Below are 26,268 nucleotides of genomic sequence, written 5' to 3'. Positions count from 1 at the left end.
CGACGTGTTCGGACCCATGCGCCCGATCCGCCCGCTGCGGGTCCGCCGGCCGGTAGGGGCCCCGCTGGTCCGCGGGCTGGTGGTGGGCGGCGCGGTGTACGCGGCCGGCCGGGCCGCCCGCCCGGCGGAGGGGGCCGGCCGGCCGGCCCGGCCGCCGTACCCGGCGCCCGTCCCGGGCCCGGACGCCCCCGGCGCCGCCGGCCCCGCCGCGGCGCCCGGGCCCGACCTGGCCGACAAGCTGACCGAGCTCGGCCGGATGGTCGGGCAGGGCCTGCTCACCCCCGAGGAGTTCAGCACCGCGAAGGCCCTGCTGCTCGGCGCCTGACGACGCGCCACCGGCCTGGGCGGGCCGGAGTGCCCCGCCCAGGCCGGGGCGCTCCGGCCGTGTCCGTTAAGATCATCGGCACGGCTCCGGGGGTGACTCTCCCCGGACGACCAGCACGGGGGAGAACATGGCAGTCAGCAGTACCGCATCAGGCATGCCCGGAACACGGCTGAACAGCGCGCAGCCGGCCGACGGCGCGAGCGGCGGCATCAAGGTGAACCCGACGGCGCTCCGGCTGGCGGCCGGCGCCGCCCACGACATCGCGGTCGCGCTGGACGCCGCCCGCGCCCCCGAGGAGCCCAGCTACCGCGCGGCCGACAAGCTGAAGGCCCGGCAGTTCGAACTCGGCGCGGCCCTGGGCGACGCGGCCGAGCGCTGGCGCAAGCAACTGGCCTCGGTGACCGAGGCCGTCGACCTCACCAGCCGCAACCTCACCATCAACGCCGACGGGCACAGCGCCACCGAGACCGCCATCGCGAGCCGGATGGCCGAGATCGGCGCGCACTACCACTGAGCGGTCGTCGACCGACACCGGCAGCAGCACCCGCCCGCCGTCCGCGGGCCGACGACACACGACAGCTTCGGGGGAGACATGCTCAGCTACGAACAGGTGCTGGCCGCACCGCTGGAAGAACTGGCCGAGGCCGCCGCCAAGTGGCAGGCGGCGATCAAGCCGCTCGGGGAGCAGCAGGACGCCTACCGGGACCGGGTCGTCGTCCCGGTCCGCGACTCCGACTGGCAGGGCGCGGACGCCGACGCCGCCAAGCCCTTCATGGACAAGGTCTCCAAGGAGCTCCGGGACGCCACCAAGGAGGCCGAGGCGATCCACGGCGTCCTGGTGGACGCCCACCGCGAGATCGAGATCGCCCGCCTGGAGCTGCGCCGGCTCACCGACGTGGAGGCGCCGAAGATGGGCCGGACCGTCGGCCCGGGCGGCGAGGTGAAGCCGCTGCGCCCCGTGACGACCGACCCGGACACCTGGGGCGGGCGGATCGACTTCTCCCAGGCCCTGGAGTGGGAGGAGGACGTCAGCAAGCAGCTCTCCAAGGCCATCATCAACGCCCGGGCCCGGGCCCACGAGGCGGACCGGGCCGCCGCCTGGGCGCTGTGGCAGGACACCGGCGCCGACGACATGGAGTTCAACCCCGGTGGGTACGGGGACGTGACCGCCGCCAAGGGCGGGCTGGGGGAGTACAAGTTCCGGGAGTCGTCCGAGTTCATCTTCGGTGAGATGAGGACCAACAGCGCCTCCCCCGAGGTGGCGAAGATCCGGGGGCTGATGAGGACCAGCGAGGGGCCGCTGACCGTGATCTCGCCGGGGGCCGGGCTGGGCTCCCGTGGCACCGGCCTCGCGCTCTGGTACCAGCTGGTGAAGACCGGCGGCCCGTGGGACCACAAGCCGCAGCTGGAGAAGAAGTTCGACCTTCAGTCGAAGAACGACTTCTACTTCAAGGTGCCCGGCCGTGAGGTGTCGGTGTCGGACGACATCTACTCCAACATCCACTACGGCTACGTCGGCCGGGCCGCCGGCATCAGCCGCCCGGAGCTGATGGAGGGCGCCAACGGCGGTGTCGCCAGTACCGGGACCAACGACCCCGGGGACGACATGTCGATGAAGGCCGGGATGGACCTGTACGAGAAGTACGGCGACAGCATGACCAAGGAGCAGATGGACGCGGCGATCCTGAAGCTGGTCGACGACATGGAGGCCAGGCGGCGGGCCGGGGACACCGCCATGACGCAGGTGCGGCCCTGGCCGAACTGACCGGCCCGGCGCGGGCCGGGGCGGGCGGCCGCCACGGTCGCCCACCCCGGCCCGCCGCCCGTCGCCGGGTCCGGCAGCCTGCCGGGCGTCATGCCTCCAGCAGCCGGGAGCGGGTCAGGAAGCGCAGGCCGGTCGGGGTTTCGAGGGAGAACCCGCTGCCGCGGCCGGGCACCACGTCGATGGTGAGGTGGGTGTGCGACCAGTAGGCGTACTGGTCGCGGCCGATCCAGACCGGGATCGGGTCGAGCCCCTCCACCAGCAGCTCGCCGAGCAGGTGGTCGGCCTCCGAGGTGAGGAACTCCCCGGCCGGGTAGCACATCGGCGCCGACCCGTCGCAGCAGCCGCCGGACTGGTGGAACATCAGCGGGCCGTGCTCGGCCGCAAGCCGTCGCAGCAGGTCGGCGGCCGCGGTGCTGACGGCCACCCGGGAGGCGGCCACCCTAGAAGAACCCGAGGGCCTGCGGCGAGTAGCTCACCAGCAGGTTCTTGGTCTGCTGGTAGTGCTCCAGCGCCACCCGGTGGGTCTCCCGGCCGATGCCGGAGTTCTTGTAGCCGCCGAACGCCGCGTGCGCGGGGTAGGCGTGGTAGCAGTTGGTCCACACCCGGCCCGCTTGGATCGCCCGCCCGGCCCGGTAGGCGACACTGCCGTCGCGGCTCCAGACGCCCGCGCCCAGCCCGTACAGGGTGTCGTTGGCGATCTCGATGCCGTCGGCGAAGTCGTCGAAGCGGGTGACCGCGACCACCGGGCCGAAGATCTCCTCCTGGAAGATCCGCATGCTGTTGTCGCCCTCGAAGACCGTCGGCGCGACGTAGTACCCGCCGGACAGCGCGCCGCCGAGGTCCACCCGCTCGCCGCCGGCCAGCACCTTGGCGCCCTCGGCCTGGCCGATCTCGATGTACGCGAGGATCTTCTCCAGCTGGTCGTTGCTGGCCTGGGCGCCCACCTGGGTGTCGGTGTCCAGCGGGTTGCCCTGCCGCATCGCGCGCACCCGCTCCAGGCCGTCGCCGAGGAAGCGGTCGTAGATCGAGGACTGGATCAGCGCCCGGCTCGGGCAGGTGCACACCTCGCCCTGGTTGAGGGCGAACATCGCGAAGCCCTCCAGCGCCTTGTCGTAGAAGGCGTCCTGCTCGGCCGCGACGTCGGCGAAGAACAGGTTGGGGCTCTTGCCGCCCAGCTCCAGGCTGACCGGGATCAGGTTGCTGCTGGCGTACTGCAGGATCAGCCGGCCGGTGGTGGTCTCGCCGGTGAAGGCGATCTTCCGGACCCGGCTGCTGGACGCGAGCGGCTTGCCGGCCTCCACCCCGAAGCCGCTGACCACGTTCAGCACGCCGGGCGGCAGCAGATCGGCGACCAGGTCGACCAGCAGGAGGACGGACGCCGGGGTCTGCTCGGCCGGCTTGAGCACCACCGCGTTGCCGGCCGCGAGGGCCGGGGCGAGCTTCCAGACCGCCATCAGCAGCGGGAAGTTCCACGGGATGATCTGGCCGACCACGCCCAGCGGCTCGTGGAAGTGGTACGCCACCGTGTCGTCGTCGATCTGCGAGAGGCCGCCCTCCTGGGCCCGCAGCGCGCCGGCGAAGTAGCGCAGGTGGTCGACGGCGAGCGGCAGGTCGGCGGCCAGCGTCTCGCGCACCGGCTTGCCGTTCTCCCAGCTCTCCGCGACGGCCAGCTCCTCCAGGTGCCCGGCCATCCGGTCGGCGATCCGCAGCAGCACCTGGGCGCGGTCGGCGGGGGAGGTGCGGCCCCAGGCGGGGGCGGCGGCGTGGGCCGCGTCCAGGGCGGCCTCGACGTCCTCGGCGGTGCCCCGGGCGACCTCGCAGAATATCTCGCCGGTCACCGGGGTCGGGTTCTGGAAGTACTGGCCGCGGACCGGGGGCCGCCACTCGCCGCCGATCCAGTGCTCGTACCGGGGGCGGTAGGTGACGATGCTTCCGGGCTGCCCCGGGGGCTGGTAGACCGTCATGCTTCTGGTGACTCCTCGCTGCGACGGGCGCCGCCCCGGCCGGCCCGGGGCGGCGTGTCGGGCCGCGGGCGGCCCGGCGGAAGGACTGGCGGATGCTCGATCCGGGCACCCGTCCACCACGGTGGGGCCGGGTGCCCGCCGCCGCGAACACTAGCCCGGTGCGGCGCCTCCCGCCACGGTGCGTACGGGGACGCCCACGGAAGGTGGCGGTCCGCCCGTCCGCGCGCGGGGTTCAGGCCACCCGGTAGCGGCCGGTCCTGGCCTCCCAGTGGAGGTAGCCGGCGAGCCAGTCGGTCAGGCCCTGCGCGTAGCGCTGCGCGAGCTCCCGTTCGGCCGGGTCCAGGCCCAGCGCCAGGTAGGTCTCGGGGAGTTGGGTCACCAGTTCGGTGCAGCGGCCGATCATCAGCTGGGCCTCGGCGGTGACCAGCGCGCAGGCCGCCTCGGCCGAGCAGCCGTGCTCCCGCTGGACGATCATCACCAGGTTGTTGACGTCGCCGGTGGGGGCTTCCTTGGGGTAGGAGCGGACGTCGTTGCTGAGTGACGGTATGTCGGCCGCCAGCTGGCGGAGCTGGCGCAGCACCGGGTGGTGGTGGGCGGCCAGCGGCACCTGGAAGCGGCCGAGCCGCTCGATCATGTCGAAGATGGTCTCCATGGCGGCGGTCCCGCGGCGCAGCGCGAGGTAGCCGTCACGGTCCGGGGGTCTCTCGGAGATCCGGCCGGCCGCCTCGGCGGGGTGGCTGGCGAAGTACCACTCCCAGTTGTAGGCGGCGCGCGCTCTCCAGCGGGCGGGCATGTCGAGGACGCTGCGCTCCCAGAGGTCGGCGAACGCGGTCTCGGCGGGGGAGTGCGGATCGGGCTTCGCGCCGTGGAGGACCGCTGCGAGCCGGTCGCAGATGACCGCCACCTCGGCGGGACGGCGGCCGAGCGGTCCGTCGAACTGGTCGTCGAAGAGGAAGTAGAAGCCCATCAGGTCGGCGGCGAGGGCGAGTTCCTCGGGCCCGGCGTCGGGGTAGCCGAGTGCGGCGAGGTCGACGACCTCCCAGTGCGCGTAGTCGGTGTGGCCGACGGCGCCTTCGGCGTGGAGCAGCGGATGCCGCTCCAGCCAGGCCCGATGCAGTTCGGCGGCCTCGGCGGTGTGGGGACTGCGCCGGTGCGGGAAGGGATTGCGAAGTGAGCTGCCGTCAGACATCGGACTCCCAGTGTCGTGGGGGTTGTGGGTCACTTGCCGCAAGATCAACTGCGCCCCGCGGGGCTGAGGGTATCTGATGGAATGATCGGACGTTAGGGATAACAGGGCAATTGCCCTGGGCGCCGGTTCCGAACCCTCGATTCCCCCCTCCGCCTGCGCGAATGCCGCCCCAAGCGCCCCCGGCGGCGCTAGTGTCGGCGACAGGGCCATGGATCGGCAGGACCATGGATCGGCGAGGCGGAGGGTGCAGCGGTGGCCGAGGGAAGCGAACTGCGGAGCGGGAACGAGCGCGCGGACGGACGCGGGGCCGAGGGCGGGCTGACGGATCGTCGGACCGACGCCCGGCCCGGTCCCGAGGCCCGCGTCGAACCCGAGGGCCGCCCGGACGGGCCGCCCGCCGCCGGGAGCCGGACCAAGCTGCGCGACCGCGACTCCGAGGTCCACTCGGCCGAACTCGCCGTGGACAAGCTCTGCCGCGAGTTCGCGGCCGGCGGCACCGAGATCGGCGAACTGCTCATCTTCTCCGGCCAGGCGGGCCTCGGGAAGACCAGCCTGCTGCACGAGGTCCGCCGGCGCGCCCACACCCGGGAGCGCTGCACCGTGCTGTTCGCACGAGGCGGCGAGCAGCAGTACACCGAGCCGTACCACGTCCTGCGCCAGCTGCTCCAGCCGGTGCTCGGCGGGCTCACCGAGTCCGAACGCCAGGAGGTCTTCGGCAACTGGTACGACACCGTCGGCCCCGCGATCGGCCTGTTCCGCCCCGGCAGCGAGGCGGTCGCCATCGACCCGCAGGGCATCCGCGACGGCCTCGACTACGTGCTCACCCAACTCGCCCCGCGCCGGGCCCCGTTGGTGATGATCGTCGACGACCTGCACTGGGCCGACCTGGAGTCGCTCAGCTGGCTGTCGGCCTTCGCCGTCCGCTCCCGCGAACTGCCCGTCCTGCTGGTCACCGCCTACCGCGACGGCGACGAGTTCACCCCGGAGGCGCTCCCGTACCAGCAGGCCATCGCCGGACAGGCCACCCGCCGGCACGAACTGCGCCCGCTCACCCCCGACTCCATGTCGGAGATCGTCCGCGACGCGCTCGGCCCCGGGGCCGAGGAGCCGTTCTGCTACGAGGTCTGGTCGGTCACCCGCGGCAACCCCTACGACGCCACCGCGCTGATCGGCAAGGTGATCGACCAGGACCTCGAACCGGTCGAGGAGAACACCCCGATGCTCGGCGAACTCGCCGCCGAGGCCCGCGGGATGACCCTCAAGACCTGGCTGGAGAAGCTCGGCACCACCACCCTGCGCTTCGCCTGGGCCGCCGCCCTGCTCGGCACCGACATCAACCCCGACCTGGCCACCCGGATCTCCGCGCTGAGCCGGGAGGCCGCCCGCGAGTCGATCAAGGAGCTGCGCAAGCACCGGGTGCTCACCCAGGTGCCCGGCGGGAACCTGGAGTTCGTCCACCCGCTGATCGGCACCTCGATCTACAAGACCATGCCGGACGCCGCCCGCACCGGCATGCACGGCGTCGCCTTCACCGAGATCGAGAACGCCGGCCTCGGCCTGATCGCGGCCTCCCGCCACCTGATCGCCACCCACCCCGAGGGCGACGACCGGACGGTGCGCAAACTGCGCCGCGCCGCCGCCGAACACCTCGCCATCGGCGCCCCCGAGGCGGCCCAGGCCTGCCTCAAGCGCGCCCTCAGCGAACCGCCGGACGAGGACTACCGGGCCGAGGTGCTGTACGAACTCGGCTGCTCCGCGCTGCTCACCGACCCGGTCGCCACCGTCAACCAGCTGCGCCTCGCGCTCGACCCGGACGAAGGACTCCGCTCCGAACTGCGGGTGGACGCCACCTTCCGGCTCTCCGAGGCGCTGGCCCACAGCGGCCAGCTGATCGCGGCCGCCCAGGTCTGCAAGGACGAGATCGCCCGCACCAAGGACCCGGCGGGCCGGCTCCGCCTGGAGGCCGCCTCCCTCATGTGGCAGGCCGGGCAGAAGGCCGAGGAGGACGGACCGGCCCGCTCCCGGCGGCTGGAGGAGCTCTGGCGCGGGCTGCAGGGGCGCGGCACCGCCGAGCGCGCCGTCCTCGCGATGCGCGCCTGGGACCTCACCCTGCGCGGCGAGCCGGCCGCCGTCGCGCTCTCGCTGGTGGAGGAGGCGCTGGAGGACGGCCGGCTGCCCGACGGCCTGCAGTGGACCAACACCACCTGGGGCTTCGAGCTGCCCGCCATCATCGGGCTGACCTGCACCTACACCGACCGGCTGGCGCTCGCCGAACGCCTCTTCTCCGACGCCATCATGGAGTTCGAGCTGGCCGGCTGGAGCGGTGCCCACCGCGGCTTCGCCTACTTCCTGATGGGCCTCACCCGGTTCCGCCGCGGCCTGCTCGCCGAGGCCGAGGACTTCCTGCGCCGGAGCCTGCGGCTGTCCGAGCGGATCGGGCCCGGCCTGCCGCTCCAGTGGGACACCGTCGGCGTGCTGATCGACACCCTGCTGGCCCGCGGCCGGGTCGACGAGGCCTGGGAGCTGTCACAGAAGTACTCCTTCGGGCCGCCCTACCACCCGACCGCGATGGTGCTGCCCGACGCGCCCTCGCTGTACGGCAAGTTGCTGCTCGCCAAGGGCAAGCACGTGGCCGCCGCCGCCACCCTCACCCGGGTCGGCGGCGAGCTCGCCGAGCGCGGCTGGCACAACACCGTGTGGGCGCCCTGGGCCGGTCACCTCGCGGTCGCGCTGGCCCGCGAAGACCCGACCCGGGCCTGGGAGTTGGCCGAGGAGTCGGTCGCCAGGGCGATGACCTTCGGCGCCGCCTCCGCGATCGGTACGGCGTTGCGGTTGCACGCCGAGATCGCCGACGGGCCCAAGGCGGTCGAGCTGCTGGAGCTCGCCGTGACCCACCTCGGGCAGTCGCCCGCCGGCTACGAGCACGCCGTCGCGCTGGTCGACCTGGGGTGCGCGCTGCGCCGGGTCGGCCGCCTGGACGACGCCGCCGAGTACCTCTACCAGGGCATCGAGCTGGCCCAGCACTGCGCCGCCGACGGGCTGGTGGACCGCGCCCGCCGCGAGCTGGCCAAGTCCGGCCTGCGGCCGAACCGGCTGCGCACCGTGAGCAAGGACGCGCTCAGCCAGCCCGAGTGGGAGGTCGCCGCGCTGGCGGTCAAGGGCGTCCCGGCGCCGCGGATCGCGCTCGAACTGGGTGTGCCGCTGAGCCTGGTGCACCGCAGGCTGGCGGCCGTCCACCGAAAGGCGGGCACCGGTGCGGAGGGTCTGGCGGCCGCGCTCGGGCTGAGCGCCGAGCAGCCCGGGCCGACGGAGGACTGGGGCGGCGGAGGGCCGGACCGGGGCCCCGGCCGCCGGGGCGCGCGGGGCCGGTCGCGGCTCCTCGCGCCCCCGGCCCCGATAGGCTGTACCCCCCGATAGGCTGTGCGCCGGGAGCGACATGATCGCTCATACTCGAACAGATATCGACGCGAGGGCGGCCCTCCGGCCGGGCCTCGGCGGCCACTGAGGAGCAGGTCATGGCGATGCACCGGGCGGGCGGGCAGGACACCGGCGAGGGCGGCGGCGGAGCGGGGGCGGACGCGCCCGGGACGACGGTCGAGCACGGGCCCTTCGAGCCCGCGGGCGCCGGCGCCGCCTTCGAACGCTGGACCCTGCGGGCCGGCCCGTACGAGGCGAGCGTGCTGACGCTCGGCGCCACCCTGCACACCCTGCGGGCCCCCGACCGCACCGGCGCCACCGCCCAACTGCTGCTCAGCAGCGACGACCTGGCCCACGTGCTCGGCCCCGCCCGGCACTACGGTGCCACCGTCGGCCGCTACGCCAACCGGATCGCCGGCAGCCGGATCACCGTCGACGGCGTGGACCACCCGCTGATGCCCACCGGCAACGGCGTGACCCTGCACGGCGGCCCGGACGGCTTCGCCAACCGGATGTGGCAGGCGCAGGAGATCCCGGGCGGGGTCCGGCTGCACCTGCACAGCCCGGACGGCGACCAGGGCTTCCCCGGCGGGCTGGACGTCCAGGTGAGCTACACCCTCTCGGCGGCGGGCGAGTTGACCATCGACTACCACGCCACCTGCACCCACCCCACCGTGGTCAACCTGACCAACCACGCGTACGTCAACCTGTCCGGCGAGGGCAGCGGCGACGTACTCGGCCACCTGCTCACCGTCGACGCCGACGCGTACACCCCGGTCGACGAGCGGCAGATCCCCTACGGCCCGTACGAGCCGGTGGCCGGCACGCCGTTCGACTTCACCGTCGCCCGGCCGGTCGGCAAGTCCATCCACGACCACCACCCCCAGCTGACCGGCCCCGGCGGCTACGACCACAACTGGGTGCTGCGCGAGCGCCCCGCCGACGGCACCCCGGCCCGCGCGGCGCTGCTGGAGGACCCGGTCTCCGGCCGCACCCTGGAGGTCCTCACCACCGAGCCCGGCCTGCAGGTCTACACCGCCAACGGCTTCACCGGCGCGGTGACCGGCGCCGCCGGGGTGCCCTACGGCCCGTACTCGGGCATCGCCCTGGAGACCCAGCACCACCCGGACTCGCCGCACCACCCCGACTACCCGAGCACCGAGCTGCGGCCCGGCCAGGAATTCCGCTCGACCACCGTGCTGCGGCTGGGCGTCACCGACCGACCGACCGACTGACCGGCCCGTTCGGTGCCCGCCCCGGGTCCGGCCGCCGGGACCGGGCATCGGCTCAGGCCGGGTCGTCGTCCGGTCCCGGGGCGCCGGACGACCGGGGATCGCGCCGCATGCAGAGCCGCGGCCAGCGGTCCAGGCCGTGCGCGGCCTCCTGCCGGCGGATCTCCCGCAGCCCGGGAGTGATCTCCTCGGCGGCCAGCGGACGGAACCCGCAGCGCGCGTAGTAGGGGGCGTTCCACGGCACCTCGGCGAAGGTGGTGAGGGTCAGCGCGGTGGCGCCGCCGAGCTGACCCAGGTGGTCGATCAGCGCCCGGCCGAGGCCGCGCCGCGCGTGGTCCGGGTGGACCGACACCTGTTCGATGTGCAGGGCGCCGTCCACCGGCTCGGCGATCAGGTAGGCGACCGGCCGGTCGGTGGCGTCGACCACCACCAGGGCGGTGCCCTCGTCCAGGTGGCGGGCCAGCTCCGGCTCCGGCAGCGGCTCGTCGTCGGCGACCTCCGGCATGCCGATCCCGCGGAAGCACTCGCCGGCCGCCCGCTCGATCCCGCGGAGCAGCGGCAGCTCGTCCCTCGTCACGGTTCTGATGCGCATCCGGCCAGTCTCCCCGGCCGGGCGACGGGCGGGCCACCGTAATATGGGCCGCATGGACAGCAGCGACCCCGGTGTGCACAAGGCGCTGTCCGCGCCGGCCCGGCGGGCCCTGCTGGCGACCCTGACCGAGGCGTCCGGCCCGCTCGACATCGAGCAGCTGGCCGGAGCCCTCGACCTGCACGTGACCACCGTCCGGCACCACCTCACCGCCATGGTCGAGGCCGGGCTGGTGGAGGTGCGCCGGGCCGGGCCGGTGACCGGCCGGGGCCGGCCCCGGCTGCGCTACGCCGCCGCTCCGGCCCGGGAACAGCTGGCGGCCTACCGGGCCCTGGTGGAGGTGCTCTCGCTCGGCTACGGCGCGGACCCGGCCGAGCGCTCGGCCCGGGCGGAGCGGGCCGGCCGCAGCTGGGGCGGCGCCGCCGGGGACGAACAGGACCAGGCCGGTCCGATCCTGTCGGACCAGGTGCTGGCCGAACGGGTGCTGGCGGAGGCCGAGGGCTGGGGCTTCGGCCCGGAGCTGACGGCGGGCGGCGCGCGGGTGCTGCTGCACAACTGCCCGTTCCAGCAGAACGCCGAGAGCTATCCGGAGGTGGTCTGCGCCGTGCACCAGGGCATGCTGGACGCGATCGCCGAACGGGCCGGTCGCCCGGGCGGGCTGATTCTGCGGCCGTTCTCCGCGCCCGGGGTCTGCTCGATCGACGTTGCGCGGGCGGAGCCCGCCCCGCCGCCGGCGGCCTGAGGCAGGGCGCTCCGCCCCGGGCGCGAGCCGCGGGGCGGGCACCCTGACGGGCTGACGGGCTGACGGGCTGACGGGCTGACGGGGTGACGGCCCGACGGGGTGACGGCCCGGCAGGGCCGGTCCCCGGCGCGGCCCGTCAGCGCCCGGCGAGCCAGAGGTCGGGGCCGAAGACCTCGTAGTGGACGGCCTGCGCCGGCACCGCGCGCCGGAGCAGTTCGGTCCGGACGGCGCGCATGAAGGGGAGCGGGCCGCAGAGGTAGGCCTGCACCCCGGCGGGCAGCTCGACGGCGGCGAGGTCGACCAGGCCCGCTTCGCCGTGGCCGGCGGCGTCCTCCTCGTACCAGCGGTGCAGCACCCCGCCGGGCAGCGCGGCGACCAGCTCGGCGAGCTCGTCCGCGTGCGCGTGGTCGGCGGGGGAGCGGTCACCGTGGACGACGGTCACCCGGCGGGTTGAGCCGGTCCGGACGAGGTGGTCGAGGATCCCGGTCATCGGGGTGCAGCCGATGCCGGCGGAGGCGAGCAGCAGCGGCGGTTCGCCCCCGGGGCCGGCCGCGGCGTCCGGCTCGGGCAGGGTGAGGTCGCCGAAGGGCAGCGAGACGGTCAGCTCGTCGCCGGCCCGGAGGTGCTCGTGCAGCCACCCGGAGACCTCGCCGTCCGGGCCGGTCCCGCCGTGCACCCGCTTGACCGTGACGCGCCAGGCCTCCGCGCCGGGGGCGGCGGAGAGGCTGTACTGGCGGATCTGCCGGGCCCCGTCGGCGAGCCGGACGGCGACGCTCACGTACTGGCCGGGGCGGAAGGCGGGGGCCGGTCCGCCGGCGGCCGGCCGAAGGGTGAACGAGACGGCGTCGCGGCTCTGCCGGTGCCGTCCGACGACGGTCATCCGGTGCCAGACCTCGCCCGGTTCGACGCCGGCCTCCTGGTAGTGCTTGGCCTCCAGGGCGATGAGTTCGCCGGCCATCAGCCAGTAGACCTCGTCCCAGCCGGCCGCGACCTCGGGGGTGACGGCCTCGCCCAGGACCTGGCCGATGGCGCCGAACAGGTAGTTGTGGACGATCTTGTACTGGTCGGCGGTGATGCCCAGCGAGGCGTGCTTGTGGGAGATCCGGGCCAGCATCGCGCCGGGCCGCTGCTCGGGGTGCTCCACCAGCATGGTCGCGTAGGCCGCGATCGCCCCGGCCAGGGCGGTGCGCTGGGCGCCGCTGCCCTGGTTGCCCCGGTTGAAGAGGTCGCGTTCCAGTTCGGGGTGGTCGGCGAACATCGTCTCGTAGAACAGCGGCGTGATCTCGCCGATGGCGCCGCCGACGGCGGGCAGGGTCGCGCGGACGATCTCGGTGGACTCGGGGGAGAGCACGGTTCCTCCAGGACGAAGGGGCGGGACGGCGGGCGGGTCGCGGGCACGCCGGGGCAGCCCCGCGACGGTCCGCGGGGTACTGCCCGCTCAATATAAAGGATGAGCATCCTTTTTATTCACTGTCAGTGTCATGCCAACAAGCGGGCTGCAAGGGTGGACTGAAACCTTGCAGCGGGCGGTGCCCCTTGGTGGGCATGCCAAGCCGTCCGGCAAATCGGGACATTGCTCGGCAAAATCGTCGCCGTTGGACTACCGCACGGCTACGTCGAGGACACACGGACGTAACGATCCCAGGATCTTGCAGAAACTTGCTGCAAGACCTTTCCGCAGCGATTGCATCGCTGTTACGTTCCTCCCCAAGCCCGACGGCCGCAACGGCGCAGTCGGCACGGGACAGCCATTATGCGCGGTCCTCCACCATCTCGGGCACCCCCACCTTCCTAGGAGTTCTCATGCGGCGTGGCATCGCGGCCTCTGCCCTTGTTGCGGCCCTCGCGGTCTCGATGGCTGCTTGCAGCAGCGGCGGCTCCAGCTCCGACACCAAGGCCGACGGACCGGTCACCATCACCTACTGGGACACGTCGAACGCCACCAACGAGGCGCCGAACTACCAGGAGCTCGCCAAGAAGTTCGAGGCCGCCAACCCGAACATCAAGGTCGACTTCGTCAGCGTCCCGTTCGACCAGGCTCAGAACAAGCTGCAGACCGCCATGGGTGCCAAGGGCGCGCCGGACGTCTTCCGCTCCGAGGTCGGCTGGACCGCCGCCTTCGCCAAGGCCGGCTACCTGGAGGCGCTGGACGGCACCCCCGCCGCCGCCGACGCCAACGCCTTCCAGCCGAGCCTGATCCAGCAGGCCAAGTACCAGGGCAAGCTCTACGGCGTGCCGCTGGTCACCGACACCCTCGGCCTGCTCTACAACAAGGACCTCTTCACCAAGGCCGGCATCACCGCCGCCCCGAAGACCTGGGACGAGCTGAAGACCGACGCCGCCACCCTGAAGGACAAGGCCGGCGTGGACGGCTTCTGGATGCGCGCCGGTGACGGCTACTACGCGATGCCGCTGCTGTTCGGCGAGGGCACCGACACCGTCGACGCCGCCGGCAAGAAGATCACCATCACCTCGCCGGAGGCCGCCAAGGCCGTCGAGACCTACAAGACCCTCTTCACCGCGCCCGGCACCGCCAAGGCCGACGTCACCAGCGACTCCTACGCCCACATGATGGACGCCTTCACCAGCGGCAAGGTCGCGGCGATCATCCAGGGCCCGTGGGAGATCACCAACATCTACAAGGGCACCGCGTTCGCCGACAAGGCCAACCTCGGCATCGCCCCCGTCCCGGCCGGCTCCTCCGGCAAGGCCGGTGCCCCGACCGGTGGTCACAACGTCTCGGTCTACGCCGGCGCCGACGCGGCCCACAAGGCCGCCGCCGAGAAGTTCGCCGCGTTCATGACCTCGGCCGAGAGCCAGGCCTTCATCGCGCAGAAGAACTCCACGCTGCCGACCCGCGCCGACGCCTTCACCCCCGAGGTCAAGGCCAACCCCGGCATCGCCGGCTTCCAGGCGGTGCTGGCCAGCGCCAAGCCCCGCCCCGAGCTGGCCGAGTACAGCTCGCTGTTCGCCTCGCTGGGCACCAACCTCGGCAAGGTCGTCCAGGGCACCAGCACCCAGGACGGTCTGAGCACCATCGCCACCGACTACGCGAAGCTCCTCCCGGACTTCAGCAAGTAGTGGACCCCGGCCGTCCGGCCCGCCGCCGACCCGGCGGGCCGGACGGCCACCGGCCGTGGGGAGCAGGGCCCCACGGCCACCCTCGTTCGAACAGCAGTCGCCGAGTCAGGCTGCGGATCTCTCGAAAAGGTGTCAACAAATGGCAGTCGCCGTGCAGGGTGCACCCAGCAAGGGCAGCCGTGACCGCGAACCGCGTCCCGGCCTCGTGGAGCGTTTCAAGCGCTCGTACAGCAAGCACTGGTACGCCTATGTGATGATCGCGCCGGTCGTCCTGGTGCTCGGCGTGCTCGTGCTCTACCCGCTGATCGAGGGCATCTGGCTCACCCTCACCGACGCCACCAGCCTCAACTCGGCCCGCCAGATCGGCGTCAACAAGGTCCCGGCCACCTACAACTTCATCGGCCTGCACAACTACGCCGACATCCTCTGGGGCCCCGGCTCGTACGACCGCTTCTGGTCGCACTTCGTCTGGACCATCGCCTGGACCGTCCTGTGCGTCTGCCTGCACTACTCGCTGGGCCTCGGCCTCGCCCTGCTGCTCAACCAGAAGCTCCGCGGTCGCGGCGCCTACCGGCTGCTGCTGATCCTGCCCTGGGCCGTGCCCACCTTCGTGACCGTCTTCTCCTGGCGGCTGATGCTCTCCGACGGCGGCGCCGTCAACACCGTGCTCGGCGCACTGCACCTGCCCGAGCCCGGCTGGCTCGACGACCCGCTCGGCCAGAAGGCCGCCGCGATCCTGGTCAACACCTGGGTCGGCGTGCCGTTCATGATGATCTCGCTGCTCGGCGGCCTGCAGTCGATCCCCGCCGAGCTCTACGAGGCGGCCGAGATGGACGGCGCCACCGCCTGGCAGCAGTTCCGCCACGTCACCCTGCCCGGGCTGCGCACCGTCTCCAGCACCGTCGTGCTGCTCGGCGTCATCTGGACCTTCAACCAGTTCGCGGTCATCTTCCTGCTGTTCGGCAACGGCGCGCCGGACGCCCAGCTGCTGGTGACCTGGGCCTACCGGCTCGGCTTCGGCCAGCAGCCCCGCGACTACGCCCAGTCGGCCGCGTACGGCGTGATCCTGCTGTCCATCCTCATCGTCTTCACCTCCTTCTACCGGCGCTGGCTGGCCCGCAACGAGCAGGCGAACGGCTGACGGCCACCCCGTCGACCAGGCGTCCGTCCGACGCATCCCCGTGACCACGACGGCCAAGAAGGCAGGTACCCCGATGAGCACCACCACCGAACGACCGACCATCACCGTCCCGGGATCCGGCATCCCGAAGGCCCGGCCCGTGAAGACCCGCCGGCGCGGCGAACCGAGCCCGCTGGGGAAGGCGCTGTCGCACGGCGCGCTGATCCTGGCGAGCCTGATCGCCCTCTTCCCGGTGCTCTGGATCGTCTTCATCTCGCTCGGCCCGGACAAGACCGACTATCTGCACCCCGGCGCGATCCTCGACAAGATGACCACGTCGAACTACTCCACGGTGCTCTTCGACACCGACTTCTTCACCTGGTTCGGCAACGCGGCGCTGGTCTCCGGCGTCACCACCGTGGTGGGCGTGCTGATCGCCGCCACCACCGGCTACGCGGTCTCCCGGATGCGCTTCCCCGGCCACCGGCCGCTGATGTGGTCGCTGCTGGTCACCCAGATGTTCCCGATCGCGGTGCTGATCGTGCCGATGTACACGATCCTCTCCACCCTCGGCCTGCTGGACAGCTACCTCGGTCTGATCCTGGTCTACTCGACCACCACCGTCCCGTACTGCGCCTGGCTGCTGAAGGGCTACTTCGACACCATCCCGGTCGAGATCGACGAGGCCGGGCGGGTCGACGGGCTGAACCCGTTCGGAACCTTCTGGCGGCTCGTCCTGCCGCTCGCCCGGCCGGGCCTGGCGGTGGCCGCGTTCTACTCCTTCCTCACCGCCTGGGCCGAGGTCGCCTTCGCCTCCACCTTCATGCTCAGCTCCGACAAGTACACGCTGGCCGTCGGCCTGCAGACCTTCGTCAGCGAGCACGACGCGCAGTGGAACCTGATGGCCGCGACGGCCGTGCTGATCGCGATCCCGTCCTCCCTGCTCTTCTACCTGGTCCAGCGTCACCTCGTCACCGGCCTGACCGCCGGTGCCTCGAAGTCCTGAGCCCCCTCCTCTCGTCACCGCCTGTCGCCGCGCACCGGCCGCCTCACCCCGGCGGCCGGTTCGACACCTAGTCCCCAAGGGATGACTGTCCATGACCCAGAACCTGGCCGACACCTCCCGGCCCGCCGCCGCCGTCCCCGCTGCCACCACCGTGGCCGCCGACAACGCCGGCCGGTCCAGAGGCTGGTGGCGGGAAGCGGTCATCTACCAGGTGTACCCGCGCAGTTTCGCCGACTCCAACGGCGACGGCATGGGCGACCTCCCCGGTATCCGCAGCCGGCTGCCGTACCTGAAGGACCTCGGCGTGGACGCCGTCTGGCTGTCCCCCTTCTACGCCTCGCCGCAGGCCGACGCCGGCTACGACGTCGCCGACTACCGCGCCGTCGACCCGATGTTCGGCACCCTGCTGGACGCCGACGGCCTGATCCGGGACGCCCACGGGCTGGGCCTGCGGATCATCGTCGACCTGGTGCCCAACCACTCCTCGGACGCCCACGAGTGGTTCCAGCGCGCCCTGCGCGAGGGCCCCGCCTCCGCGCTGCGCGAGCGCTACCACTTCCGTCCCGGCAAGGGCGAGAACGGCGAACTCCCGCCGAACGACTGGGAGTCCATCTTCGGCGGCCCGGCCTGGACCCGCACCGAGAACCCCGACGGCACCCCCGGCGACTGGTACCTGCACCTGTTCGCCCCGGAGCAGCCCGACTTCAACTGGGAGAACGAGGCCGTCGCCGACGAGTTCCGCTCGATCCTGCGGTTCTGGCTGGACATGGGCGTCGACGGGTTCCGGATCGACGTCGCGCACGGCATGGTGAAGGCCGCCGGCCTGCCCGACCTCGGCTCGCACGACCAGCTCAAGCTGCTCGGCAACGACGTGATGCCGTTCTTCGACCAGGACGGCGTGCACGACATCTACCGCGTCTGGCGCAAGATCCTGGACGAGTACCCGGGCGAGCGGATCGGCGTCGCCGAGGCCTGGACCCCGACCGTCCAGCGCACCGCCAACTACGTGCGCCCCGACGAGCTGCACCAGGCCTTCAACTTCCAGTACCTCGGCACCCACTGGGACGCCGCCGCGCTGCGCGAGGTCATCGACGTCTCGCTGGACGCGATGCGCCCGGTCGACGCCCCGGCCACCTGGGTGCTCTCCAACCACGACGTCACCCGGCACGCCACCCGCTTCGCCAACCCGCCCGGCGGCACCCAGATCCGCACCGCCGGCGACCGGGAGCTGGGCCTGCGCCGCGCCCGCGCCGCCAGCCTGCTGATGCTCGCCCTGCCCGGCTCCGCCTACCTCTACCAGGGCGAGGAGCTCGGCCTGCCGGACGTCACCGACCTGCCCGACGAGGTCCGCCAGGACCCGTCGTTCTTCCGCCAGGCCGGCCAGGACGGCTTCCGCGACGGCTGCCGGGTCCCGATCCCGTGGTCCGGCACCGAGGCGCCGTACGGCTTCGGCCCGGACGCCGGCGGCCCCAGCTGGCTGCCGCAGCCCGCCGAGTGGGCCGGGCTCAGCGTCGAGGCGCAGACCGGCGACCCCACCTCCACCCTGGAGCTCTACCGCAGCGCCCTCGCCGTCCGCCGGGAGCACCCCGCGCTCGGCGCCGGCACCGAGGTGACCTGGCTGGACGCGCCCGTGGGCGCGCTGGCCTTCCGCCGCGACAGCGAGTCCGGTTCCTTCGTCTGCACCGCGAACACGGGCCCCGAGCCGGTCCGGATCGCGGCCCCGGGCCGTATCCTGCTCTCCTCGGCCGAGGCTGTCGTGCTGGACGGAGAGACCGTTCTGGCGCCGGACAGCACCATTTGGTGGGCGGTGTGACGTGGTTGCAATAGGCTCTGGGATCGTGACTACGGCGCGACTCTCGGACATCGCGGCGCAGGCGGGGGTCAGCGAAGCGACCGTCAGCCGCGTCCTCAACGGCAAGGCGGGCGTCTCCGCCACCACGCGGCAGACCGTGCTGGCGGCGCTCGACGTGCTCGGCTACGAGCGGCCCACCCGGCTGCGCCAGCGCAGTGCGGGGCTGATCGGGCTGATCACCCCCGAGCTGAGCAATCCCATCTTCCCCGCGCTCGCCCAGGTGATCGAGCAGGTGCTCAGCCGCCACGGGTTCACCCCGGTGCTCTGCACCCAGACCCCGGGCGGCTCCACCGAGGACGAACTGGTGGAGATGCTGGTCGAGCGCGGCGTGGCCGGCATCGTCTTCGTCTCCGGCCTGCACGCGGACTCCACGGCGGACCACGACCGGTACGCCAAGCTCATCGGCCGGCAGGTGCCGTTCGTGCTGATCAACGGCTACAGCGAGAAGATCGCCGCGCCGTTCATCTCGCCGGACGACCGGGCCGCCATGTGGATGGCCGTCCAGCACCTGGTGGAGCTCGGCCACGAGCGGATCGGTCTGGCCGTCGGCCAGCGCCGGTTCGTCCCGGTGCTGCGCAAGATCGAGGGCTTCACCGCGGCCATAACGGACCTGCTCGGGGTGACCCGCGAGGAGGCCGAGGGCCTGGTCCACCACACGCTGTTCAGCGTGGAGGGCGGCCACGCGGCGGCCGGCGCGCTGCTCGACAAGGGGTGCACCGCGATCGTCTGCGGCAGCGACATGATGGCGCTCGGCGCGATCCGGGCCGTGCGCCAGCGCGGCCTGGCCGTGCCGCAGGACATCTCGGTGGTCGGCTTCGACGACTCGCCGCTGATCGCCTTCACGGAGCCGCCGCTCACCACCATCCGCCAGCCGGTCGAGGCGATGGCCACCGCGGCCGTCGACGCGCTGCTGGAGGAGGTCGGCGGGAACGCCGCCCAGCGCGGCGAGTTCATGTTCCAGCCGGAGCTGGTGATGCGCGGCTCGACCGGTGCCAGGCCCAACCGCGGCGACTGAGCACGACCGGCCGTCGACCACGACCGGTGGTGGCGCGGCCCGACCCGAACGACAGCAGGGCCCCGAGACGTCCCGTCCAGGACGTGTCGGGGCCCTGCTGCTGTCCGCCGCTCGCAGGACCCGCTCAGCCCTCCTGGGCGGTGGGCCGGTCCGGGGTGACCCGGCGCCCGTCGGCGGCGTCCCCGGTCCGGGCCTCGGTCCGGTGCCCGCGGGCCAGGTAGTCACGGACGATCAGCTCCACCGCGTCCTGCGGGCTGCTGGTGCCGGCGAGCAACATCACCTCGATCGCGAGATCCGATTCGAGCGAGACGGTGATCCTGGCCATGGCGGCTCCTCCTCGGGTACGGAGGGCCAGCATGCCCGCTGGGCGTGGGGTTTGGCCATGACCCGGGAACGGTCCCCGTGCCGCCCCTCGGCCGCCCCTGCGCCGTTTCCGCGTACCCCGTCGCCGGGCACGCCGCCGCCCCGGGGGAGCGACCAGACTCTCCCGGGGCGGCGGCGGTGGTGCGACGGCGTCAGCCGCCGTCCCGCACCGTCCGGTCACACTCGTCCATCTCGGCTCGAACGGGGCCTTGACGGATCAGATCGGACGGTTCGGTGCAATGAGGGCGAAACGGATCCGGATCAGATCCGGCCGGCGAAGTCCGGCGCCCAGTTGGCGATGGTCTCGGTGCGGACACCGGCGCTCGGGTTGGCGGCCTCGACGTAGCTGCCGTTGCCGGTGTAGATCGCCACGTGGTAGACGCCCGAGTCGCTGCCGTTGTTGGACCAGAACAGCAGGTCGCCCGGCTGCAGGCTGTCCAGCGAGACGTGGGTGCTGGCGGCGGCCTGGTCGGCGGCCACGCGCGGGATGGAGATCCCGGCGGCGCGGAAGGCCGCCTGGGTCAGGCCGGAGCAGTCCCAGCCACCGTTGCCGGTGCCGCCGTAGATGTACGCCTGGCCGACCTTCGACTGCGCGAAGGAGACCGCGGCGGCCATGCTGCCGGAGGCGGCGGGGGCCGGGGCGGCGGCGGTCTCGGCGGCCGGGGCGGCGGCTTCGGCGGCGGCCGGCTTGGCCGAGGTGGTCTTGGTGGCGGTGGCCGAGTCGGACCGGTTGAACCAGTCGAACTTCTTGCCGGATTCCGAGCTGTCCGAGGACTTGGTGGCGCTCGCGTCGCCGCCGCCCAGGGCCAGGTGCTGGCCCGGGTAGATGGAGTCGGGGCCCTCGGTCAGGACGGACTTGTTGAGCTCGTAGAGACGCTCCCAGCCACCCTGGACGTGGTTCTTGTCGGCGATGGCGGACAGCCAGTCACCGGCCAGCACGGTGTAGGTGCGGCGGTCGTCCTTGGACCACTGGCCCTGGTGCGACCAGGACTTGTCGCTGCTCCAGGAACCGGCCGAGTCACCCTTGGGGCTGGTGCTCTGGGCGGGGGCCTGCGCGGCCGGCGCGGCGGGCTTCGCCGGGGCGGCGGGGGCCGGCGCGGCGGGCTTGGCGGCGGCCGGGGCGGCGGTGTCCACGGCGGCGGGGGTGCCGCCCTTGGTCAGGCCGGCCTGGACCGAGCAGACCGGCCAGGCGCCGGGGCCCTGCACCGCGAGGACCTTCTCGGCGGTGGCGATCTGCTGGTCCTTGGTGGCGAGGTCGGCGCGCGGGGCGTACGCGGTGCCGCCGAACTCGGCCCAGGTGCTGTTGGTGAACTGGAGGCCGCCGTAGAAGCCGTTGCCGGTGTTGATGCTCCAGTTGCCGCTGCTCTCGCACTGGGCGACCTTGTCCCAGGTGGCGACGGAGGCCGCGCTCGCGACACCGGAGGTGAGGCAGGGGATGGTGAGACCGACGCCTGCCACGCCAACGGCGGCGATCACGCGGCGGGCGGTGCGGCTGGACAGACGGGTGCCGTTGGTGGGCAGCATGAAGATGTTCCTCTCCCACGCCTGCGAGGTGAGCTGTCGGATTCGGGCTGGAGTTGCCCGGCCGTGCTGAGCACGGCTTCACCCCTAGCCCCTGAACCGGTCGTGGACCGGTCCGGGGCGACTTACCTGGGTCCCCCGCGCCTGCCGTGGTGCGAATTCGCGCTGCCAGCGCATCCGACGGCAGGCCTCGGCGTTGCGGATGAACTGGGTCCGTGTGACCACGAACGGGGAGCACGTTAAGCAGAGTTAAGTTCAAACTGCAAACATCTGTGATGCTCATCACATGACCCTTGAAGCCCTTCCGTCCCAGGGGTCGGCATGATCGAAAATGCCCGGTTTCGGGTAAATCCCGTGCTGTCGGAGCGTTCTGCCTGTCCTTCAGCAGGCCGGTCGGCGACCTCTCCGGGAGGTGCGGAGGGCACGGAACCACGACTGCCGGGAGCCCGCAACCGGAGGGCGGAGAGCCGCCTCCGGCGCCGAAGTCCCCGGGGTGCAATCTGGTACAAGGCGACGGTCCGGGATGGAAAGCGACATTTCTTCGTATTCGGGCATTTGCCCTCAAGGCGGTGTGTATCCCCCGACGTGCCGATGTGTTGGCTCAGGGGGAGGGGTGCGGCGGCCGCGACGGCGGGCCGGGGAGCCGCCTGGTCATTTGGCGGCAAATGACAGTAAAAGGTGCATAGCGCCTAAAAGTCCCACGCCTGTCGCAAGCTGAGCCCAGGTCACGGCAGCCCTGACCCCGGCCGGCCCTGCGCCGGCCCGGCGCCGGCACGCGAGGGCAGGGCGTCGAGCGGGAGGCGTCGGGTCACCCGTCTTCCGCGTCCGTGCGGATGGCACCGGGGCGGTCTGCCCTCCGGCGGCCGTCGCCCTGCCCCGGACGTGCCGTCACCGTTCCCCGGTGCATCGGGGCACTCGGAACCGTCCCCTTGTCATGAGGTCGGCCGAGCCGCCGGATTCGCGGCGGAGCCACCGTCACCGGCCGGGGCGCCTGCCGGGCCTTGCTGCCGCACCGCGGAACACGGTCGAAGGGGAGTCAGCTTCCGAAGCGGCATCAGCGGCCGCCCCCCGGGCGGCCACCTGCCGCCGGGGCGTTCCGCCGGTGCCGGCGCCGGGACGTCGCGGGGCACCCCGCCGCGCCGGCGGTCCGTCGGCGAGCCGCTCCCGGTCGCCCCCGTCGGGCCCTCCCCGACCTCGTCCCTGACCTCGACCTCGTCCCCGTCCCGGCCCCCGGCGTCCTCTCGTTACCGCCCGCCCGGCACCGTGCGCCGGACGCCCCGAAGCTCCGGGAACGCCGCAGGGGCCCCGGACGAATCCGGGGCCCCTGCGGGTCGTTCTCACGGCGTGGCGGTCACTCCGCGGCCTGCTCGTGCTCCGGCTCCTGCTCCTGGGCCTGCTCCAGCGCGGCCAGGGCGACCTCAAGGGCGGAGAGGTAGGTGGAGGCGACGAGCTGGCCGACCGTCGGGTACGCGCCGAGCGGGGCCGCGCTGGGGCAGCCGGTCTCCTCCGCGGCGGTGGCGAGCAGCTCGGGGTCGGCCTCCGGGCCGATCACCAGGGGTGCCAGCGCGGGCCGCTGCGAGCCGGTGGCGCGCAGGTGCTCGACGGCCGCGGCCACCGAGCCGGGCACGTCCAGCGCGGCGGAGACGACGGGCACGGCGAGCCGGGCGGCGAGCAGCACACCGGTGATGCCGGCGGCCGCCGCCGCGTCCTCGCCGCCGACGGTGGTGAGCACCACGCCGTCGGCCGCGGTGGCGATGGCGAAGAGTCGGGCGCGGTCGGCGCGGGCCAGCCCCGCCTCGGACAGCCGTACGTGGACGGCCTCGGCCAGCAGCGGGTGCGGGCCGAGCACGTCGGTGACGGTGGCCCCGCTGCCGGCGGCCAGCGCGTGCAGGTCGCTGAGGAAGTCGTGCGGGCCGGTCAGCAGCGGCACCACCACGGGCGCCGGCAGGCCGGCTTCGAGGGCCTGGGCGATCAGCTCGGCCACGGTGGGGCCGGACTCCTCGGCCGAGTCGTCGGCGAGGTACGCGGCGGCGGTCTCGACGCCGGACTGCTCGCTGCGGACGATCGACAGGAGTTCGTCGACGACGGGCCGGGACTCGGGGCCCGCGGTGGCGGGCACGGCGAGCACGAGGGCCGGCGAACCGGCCGGGATCTCGGGGCGCTCGGGTCGACGATGGCGCCCCCGCGCACGGGAGCCTGGAGTGCGGACGGGCAGTGGCGCGCCCGGGATGGCTGCGGTGCTCATGGCGGAGATCGTAGGACATCGGCCCGGCAGAGTCGCAGTCGGCTGCCGATGTCGACCGGCGGCCATGCCGTCATTTCGGGCATAGGGCCCCAAACCTGTCGGGATGGTGGTCTTGTCACCCGGATCTCCCGGGCCCGCGGGCGGCATCCGGGCCGGCGGGTGACATGTATCACACCGGCCGGGCCGACTGACTGTGGGTCACGGGAGTGCGACTCCCGGCAGTGGAAGATCAACATTGCGCGGGGAATTGCCTACGGGCGGTTATCGCGAGGTTTGTGGTTCGGTCAAGTTTGTCCGGTTACATACCGTCGGTCCGGCGGTTCCCCGGCCGGTTGCATCACGGTCGGTGCTTCCTCGTGCACCTGCAATGTCCCGTGCTGATGCACGTGCACTGCGGCTATCATCACGTCAAGTGAGGCGTGTGCCGGGCCGGCAGGGGGCCGGGCCAGTGGATCGCGGCCCGACGTGCCGCGCGCCGAACTGGACGACTACTCCGGTCTCTTCGGGAGATTTCTATGCACCACACGTACAACGGCATGGCGGCTGCGGACCTTGAGGGAGTGGTCTGGCAGAAGAGCCTGCACAGCAATTCCCAGGGCAACTGCGTCGAGTTCGCCGCACTGCCGGGGGGCGATGTCGCGATGCGCAACTCCCGCTTCCCGGACGGTCCGGCACTGATCTACACGCGGGCCGAGATAGCGGCGCTGCTGCTCGGCGCGAAGGACGGGGAGTTCGACCACCTGGCGCTCTGACGCCGGTTCACCGTCGCAGTGTTCCAGGGGGCCGTCGTGGGTGCTGACACCACGACGGCCGTTGTCGTAGGCGGGTGTCCCGGGATCCGTGCCCGGGGGAGACGGCTGTGGTGGCCGTCCCGGGCCCGCCGTGCGCCGGCTGAGGCTCCCGTGGAGCGCGCCGCCCCGTGGCCCGGCCGCCTCGGCGCCGTTCCGGTCGTGGCGTGACCGTACGGAGGTGCCCGCCGGGGAGTTGCCTTGCCGGCCCGCCGCGGCGTCAGGCCGAGCGCCGGTGCCGCCCGATGGCGTCCTGGGCCCGAGCGGCGGCCGGATCCTCGGCCTCGAAGAGCGCCCAGACCACCTTGCCCGCGCCGGCCAGCGGGTGCCAGCCCCAGGAGCGGCTGAAGGAGTCCACCAGGTGCAGGCCCCGGCCTGACTCCGCGACGAAGTCGGCCTCCCGGGCGACCGGCCCGGTACTGCTGGGGTCGCTGACCGCGCAGACCACCTGTGGTGCGCGGTGCACCAGGCTTATCCGGATCGGCAGCCGTCCGTCCATGGACTGCTGCGGTCCGCCCTGGGTCGGGATCGCGGCCAGGTCGGCGGCCAGGTGACCCGGATCGGGTCTGGCGCCGACGGCGTGCCGCAGTGCATTGGTCACCAGCTCGGAGGCAACCAGTGCGACGTCGTCGAAGAGGTCACCGAGTCCCCAGCGGTTGAGCGTCGTTCTGGCGAAGTCGCGCGCGGTTCTGACGGCTTCGTAGCGGGGAGCGAGCGTACAGGTGACCACGTGGGGGTCGACCGCCAAGGCCGTACCGGTGCTCATGAAGAGCTCCTCCCATAAGGGGGCCGACACGGCTGGACCCGCCGGGGTCATGCCGGTCACCTCCGACTCGCTCGGCCGTTGGGTTGCCACCTCGTACGGCCCTTGCGCGCACACAAGTGCCCGGTCGCGCCGCAGCGCTGCCGGGCTGGTGTGCGGAGTGGCGCGTGGGGTCGACGCGGTGCCCGCGGGAATGCCAGGGATGTGCAGGTGCACGTGCACCATGGTCCTCTGCGCTCACTGCAGATGCAAGAGTCGATTCACGTGCAGTCGCATCATTGGCATATGCATGCGCCGAATGCACGTGCATCCTGGTGCCCGAGGTGCAGAACTGATAGATACATCCGTCAGTACCGGCACCGAGAGCGCTCAACTGATGGCAGACTGTGCGCTGTTTGCCCAAGGTGGAGGTTTGGACCGCATGACCACAGTTCAGCCGGGCGGCGGCTCGATGGTTCGCCGGATCCTCCTCGGCTCCCAGCTCCGCCGGCTCCGCGAAGGCCGAGGCATCACCCGCGAGGACGCCGGGTACGCCATCCGCGCGTCCGAATCCAAGATCAGCCGCATGGAGCTCGGCCGGGTCAGCTTCAAGGAGCGTGACGTCGCCGACCTCCTCAGCCTGTACGGGGTCAACGACGGCGCCGAGCGCGAGGCCCTGCTCGGCCTGGTCCGCGAGGCCAACAAGTCCGGCTGGTGGCACAGCTACAACGACGTGCTGCCCGGCTGGTTCCAGACCTACGTCGGTCTGGAGGAGGCGGCCACCCTGATCCGCACCTACGAGGTGCAGTTCATCCCCGGCCTGCTGCAGTCCGAGGAGTACGCCCGCGCCGTCTTCGGCCAGAGCCGCCCGGTGATCAGCGACGAGGAGCTGGAGCGCCGGGTCAGTCTGCGGCTGCGCCGCCAGAAGCTGCTCACCGACGGCAACAGCCCCCGGCTCTGGGCGGTCATCGACGAGGCCGCGCTGCGCCGCCCGGTCGGCGGTCCCAAGGTGATGCGCGGTCAGCTCCAGTACCTGATCGACATCGCCGAACAGCCGAACGTGGTCATCCAGGTGATGCCGTTCCGCTTCGGGGCGCACGCGGGCGAGAGCGGCGCGTTCTCCATCCTGCGCTTCCCCGAGCAGGACCTCGCCGACGTGGTCTACCTGGAGCAGCTCACCAGCGCGCTCTACCTCGACAAGCGCGACGACGTCGACGCCTACATCCAGGTCATGGAGCGGCTCTGCGTGGACAGCCTCACGCCCGAGCGGACCATCGACCTGCTGTCCTCGATCCTGGCCGAGCGCTGACCC

General features: G+C 72.6%; 22 protein-coding genes and 1 riboswitch. Of the genes, 13 read left to right on the top strand and 9 right to left on the bottom strand.

Annotation, left to right across the window (positions count from 1 at the left end):
* Positions 1-4 precede the first annotated feature (4 nt).
* The 3 genes from J2S46_RS09180 (at position 5) to J2S46_RS09170 (ending at position 2,090) form a co-directional block, all read left to right on the top strand.
* On the top strand, positions 5-325 hold the full coding sequence (locus J2S46_RS09180) for an SHOCT domain-containing protein (protein ID WP_229913072.1): 321 nt from the start codon (positions 5-7) through the stop codon (positions 323-325).
* A 154-nt stretch (positions 326-479) separates the two neighbouring features.
* Complete coding sequence (locus J2S46_RS09175) at positions 480-839, top strand: hypothetical protein (protein ID WP_191292274.1); 360 nt, start codon at positions 480-482, stop codon at positions 837-839.
* Positions 840-917: 78 nt separating this feature from the next.
* Positions 918-2,090, top strand: a complete 1,173-nt coding sequence (locus J2S46_RS09170; RefSeq protein ID WP_191292275.1) for a polymorphic toxin type 44 domain-containing protein — start codon at positions 918-920, stop codon at positions 2,088-2,090.
* 88 nt (positions 2,091-2,178) lie between these two features.
* Here J2S46_RS09170 and J2S46_RS09165 read toward each other — a convergent pair whose 3' ends face one another.
* From J2S46_RS09165 to J2S46_RS09155, 3 genes are all read right to left on the bottom strand, one after another.
* Positions 2,179-2,514 carry a DUF779 domain-containing protein gene (locus J2S46_RS09165; RefSeq protein WP_370882178.1) on the bottom strand — a complete coding sequence of 112 codons (336 nt, stop codon included), beginning with the start codon at positions 2,512-2,514 and terminating at the stop codon, positions 2,179-2,181.
* 16 nt (positions 2,515-2,530) lie between these two features.
* Positions 2,531-4,054, bottom strand: a complete 1,524-nt coding sequence (gene exaC / locus J2S46_RS09160) for an acetaldehyde dehydrogenase ExaC (protein WP_191292276.1) — start codon at positions 4,052-4,054, stop codon at positions 2,531-2,533.
* 232 nt (positions 4,055-4,286) lie between these two features.
* Positions 4,287-5,243 carry a terpene synthase family protein gene (locus J2S46_RS09155; RefSeq protein WP_191292277.1) on the bottom strand — a complete coding sequence of 319 codons (957 nt, stop codon included), beginning with the start codon at positions 5,241-5,243 and terminating at the stop codon, positions 4,287-4,289.
* A gap of 252 nt (positions 5,244-5,495) precedes the next feature.
* On the opposite strand from J2S46_RS09155, the gene J2S46_RS09150 reads away from it, so the two are divergent.
* Positions 5,496-8,660: an ATP-binding protein gene (locus J2S46_RS09150; protein ID WP_307349405.1), complete on the top strand. Its 3,165-nt coding sequence runs from the start codon at positions 5,496-5,498 to the stop codon at positions 8,658-8,660.
* 104 nt (positions 8,661-8,764) lie between these two features.
* A complete protein-coding gene (locus J2S46_RS09145) occupies positions 8,765-9,895 on the top strand; it encodes an aldose epimerase family protein (RefSeq protein WP_191292333.1) in 1,131 nt (376 codons plus the stop codon).
* Between the two features lie 52 nt (positions 9,896-9,947).
* Here the strand turns inward: J2S46_RS09145 and J2S46_RS09140 are convergent, their stop codons facing one another.
* Positions 9,948-10,484 carry a GNAT family N-acetyltransferase gene (locus J2S46_RS09140; RefSeq protein ID WP_191292278.1) on the bottom strand — a complete coding sequence of 179 codons (537 nt, stop codon included), beginning with the start codon at positions 10,482-10,484 and terminating at the stop codon, positions 9,948-9,950.
* 52 nt (positions 10,485-10,536) lie between these two features.
* Between J2S46_RS09140 and J2S46_RS09135 the strand changes: the two genes are divergently transcribed.
* The gene (locus tag J2S46_RS09135; protein WP_191292279.1) at positions 10,537-11,223 is read left to right on the top strand and encodes a helix-turn-helix transcriptional regulator; all 687 of its coding nucleotides are present in this window, start codon (positions 10,537-10,539) and stop codon (positions 11,221-11,223) included.
* A gap of 136 nt (positions 11,224-11,359) precedes the next feature.
* Here J2S46_RS09135 and J2S46_RS09130 read toward each other — a convergent pair whose 3' ends face one another.
* Positions 11,360-12,574 carry a globin domain-containing protein gene (locus J2S46_RS09130; RefSeq protein ID WP_191292280.1) on the bottom strand — a complete coding sequence of 405 codons (1,215 nt, stop codon included), beginning with the start codon at positions 12,572-12,574 and terminating at the stop codon, positions 11,360-11,362.
* A gap of 452 nt (positions 12,575-13,026) precedes the next feature.
* On the opposite strand from J2S46_RS09130, the gene J2S46_RS09125 reads away from it, so the two are divergent.
* The 5 genes from J2S46_RS09125 (at position 13,027) to J2S46_RS09105 (ending at position 19,297) form a co-directional block, all read left to right on the top strand.
* Positions 13,027-14,304, top strand: a complete 1,278-nt coding sequence (locus J2S46_RS09125) for an extracellular solute-binding protein (RefSeq protein ID WP_191292281.1) — start codon at positions 13,027-13,029, stop codon at positions 14,302-14,304.
* A gap of 139 nt (positions 14,305-14,443) precedes the next feature.
* Positions 14,444-15,445: a carbohydrate ABC transporter permease gene (locus J2S46_RS09120; RefSeq protein ID WP_191292282.1), complete on the top strand. Its 1,002-nt coding sequence runs from the start codon at positions 14,444-14,446 to the stop codon at positions 15,443-15,445.
* Positions 15,446-15,518: 73 nt separating this feature from the next.
* Complete coding sequence (locus J2S46_RS09115; RefSeq protein ID WP_191292283.1) at positions 15,519-16,430, top strand: sugar ABC transporter permease; 912 nt, start codon at positions 15,519-15,521, stop codon at positions 16,428-16,430.
* Between the two features lie 91 nt (positions 16,431-16,521).
* The gene (locus J2S46_RS09110; RefSeq protein ID WP_191292284.1) at positions 16,522-18,243 is read left to right on the top strand and encodes a glycoside hydrolase family 13 protein; all 1,722 of its coding nucleotides are present in this window, start codon (positions 16,522-16,524) and stop codon (positions 18,241-18,243) included.
* Positions 18,244-18,268: 25 nt separating this feature from the next.
* Positions 18,269-19,297, top strand: coding sequence for a LacI family DNA-binding transcriptional regulator (locus J2S46_RS09105; protein WP_191292285.1), 1,029 nt, complete (start codon positions 18,269-18,271; stop codon positions 19,295-19,297).
* A gap of 124 nt (positions 19,298-19,421) precedes the next feature.
* On the opposite strand, the gene J2S46_RS09100 is transcribed toward J2S46_RS09105, so the two are convergent.
* From J2S46_RS09100 to J2S46_RS09090, 3 genes are all read right to left on the bottom strand, one after another.
* Complete coding sequence (locus J2S46_RS09100; protein WP_191292286.1) at positions 19,422-19,622, bottom strand: hypothetical protein; 201 nt, start codon at positions 19,620-19,622, stop codon at positions 19,422-19,424.
* A gap of 299 nt (positions 19,623-19,921) precedes the next feature.
* Complete coding sequence (locus J2S46_RS09095; protein ID WP_191292287.1) at positions 19,922-21,184, bottom strand: transglycosylase family protein; 1,263 nt, start codon at positions 21,182-21,184, stop codon at positions 19,922-19,924.
* 3 nt (positions 21,185-21,187) lie between these two features.
* A riboswitch (cyclic di-AMP (ydaO/yuaA leader) is annotated at positions 21,188-21,346 on the bottom strand.
* A gap of 1,186 nt (positions 21,347-22,532) precedes the next feature.
* Positions 22,533-23,426 carry a sirohydrochlorin chelatase gene (locus J2S46_RS09090; RefSeq protein ID WP_191292289.1) on the bottom strand — a complete coding sequence of 298 codons (894 nt, stop codon included), beginning with the start codon at positions 23,424-23,426 and terminating at the stop codon, positions 22,533-22,535.
* A 515-nt stretch (positions 23,427-23,941) separates the two neighbouring features.
* On the opposite strand from J2S46_RS09090, the gene J2S46_RS09085 reads away from it, so the two are divergent.
* Positions 23,942-24,178: a DUF397 domain-containing protein gene (locus J2S46_RS09085; protein ID WP_191292292.1), complete on the top strand. Its 237-nt coding sequence runs from the start codon at positions 23,942-23,944 to the stop codon at positions 24,176-24,178.
* Between the two features lie 256 nt (positions 24,179-24,434).
* Here J2S46_RS09085 and J2S46_RS09080 read toward each other — a convergent pair whose 3' ends face one another.
* Entirely contained in the window at positions 24,435-24,980 is a 546-nt protein-coding gene (locus tag J2S46_RS09080) for an ATP-binding protein (RefSeq protein WP_229913076.1), read from the bottom strand.
* A 418-nt stretch (positions 24,981-25,398) separates the two neighbouring features.
* On the opposite strand from J2S46_RS09080, the gene J2S46_RS09075 reads away from it, so the two are divergent.
* Positions 25,399-26,265, top strand: coding sequence for a Sco1979 family transcriptional regulator (locus tag J2S46_RS09075; RefSeq protein ID WP_073925441.1), 867 nt, complete (start codon positions 25,399-25,401; stop codon positions 26,263-26,265).
* Positions 26,266-26,268: the final 3 nt, after the last annotated feature.

The organism is Kitasatospora herbaricolor, from assembly GCF_030813695.1.
GTDB classification, from domain to species: domain Bacteria; phylum Actinomycetota; class Actinomycetes; order Streptomycetales; family Streptomycetaceae; genus Kitasatospora; species Kitasatospora herbaricolor.
This window is presented reverse-complemented; position numbering and strand designations above follow the sequence as displayed.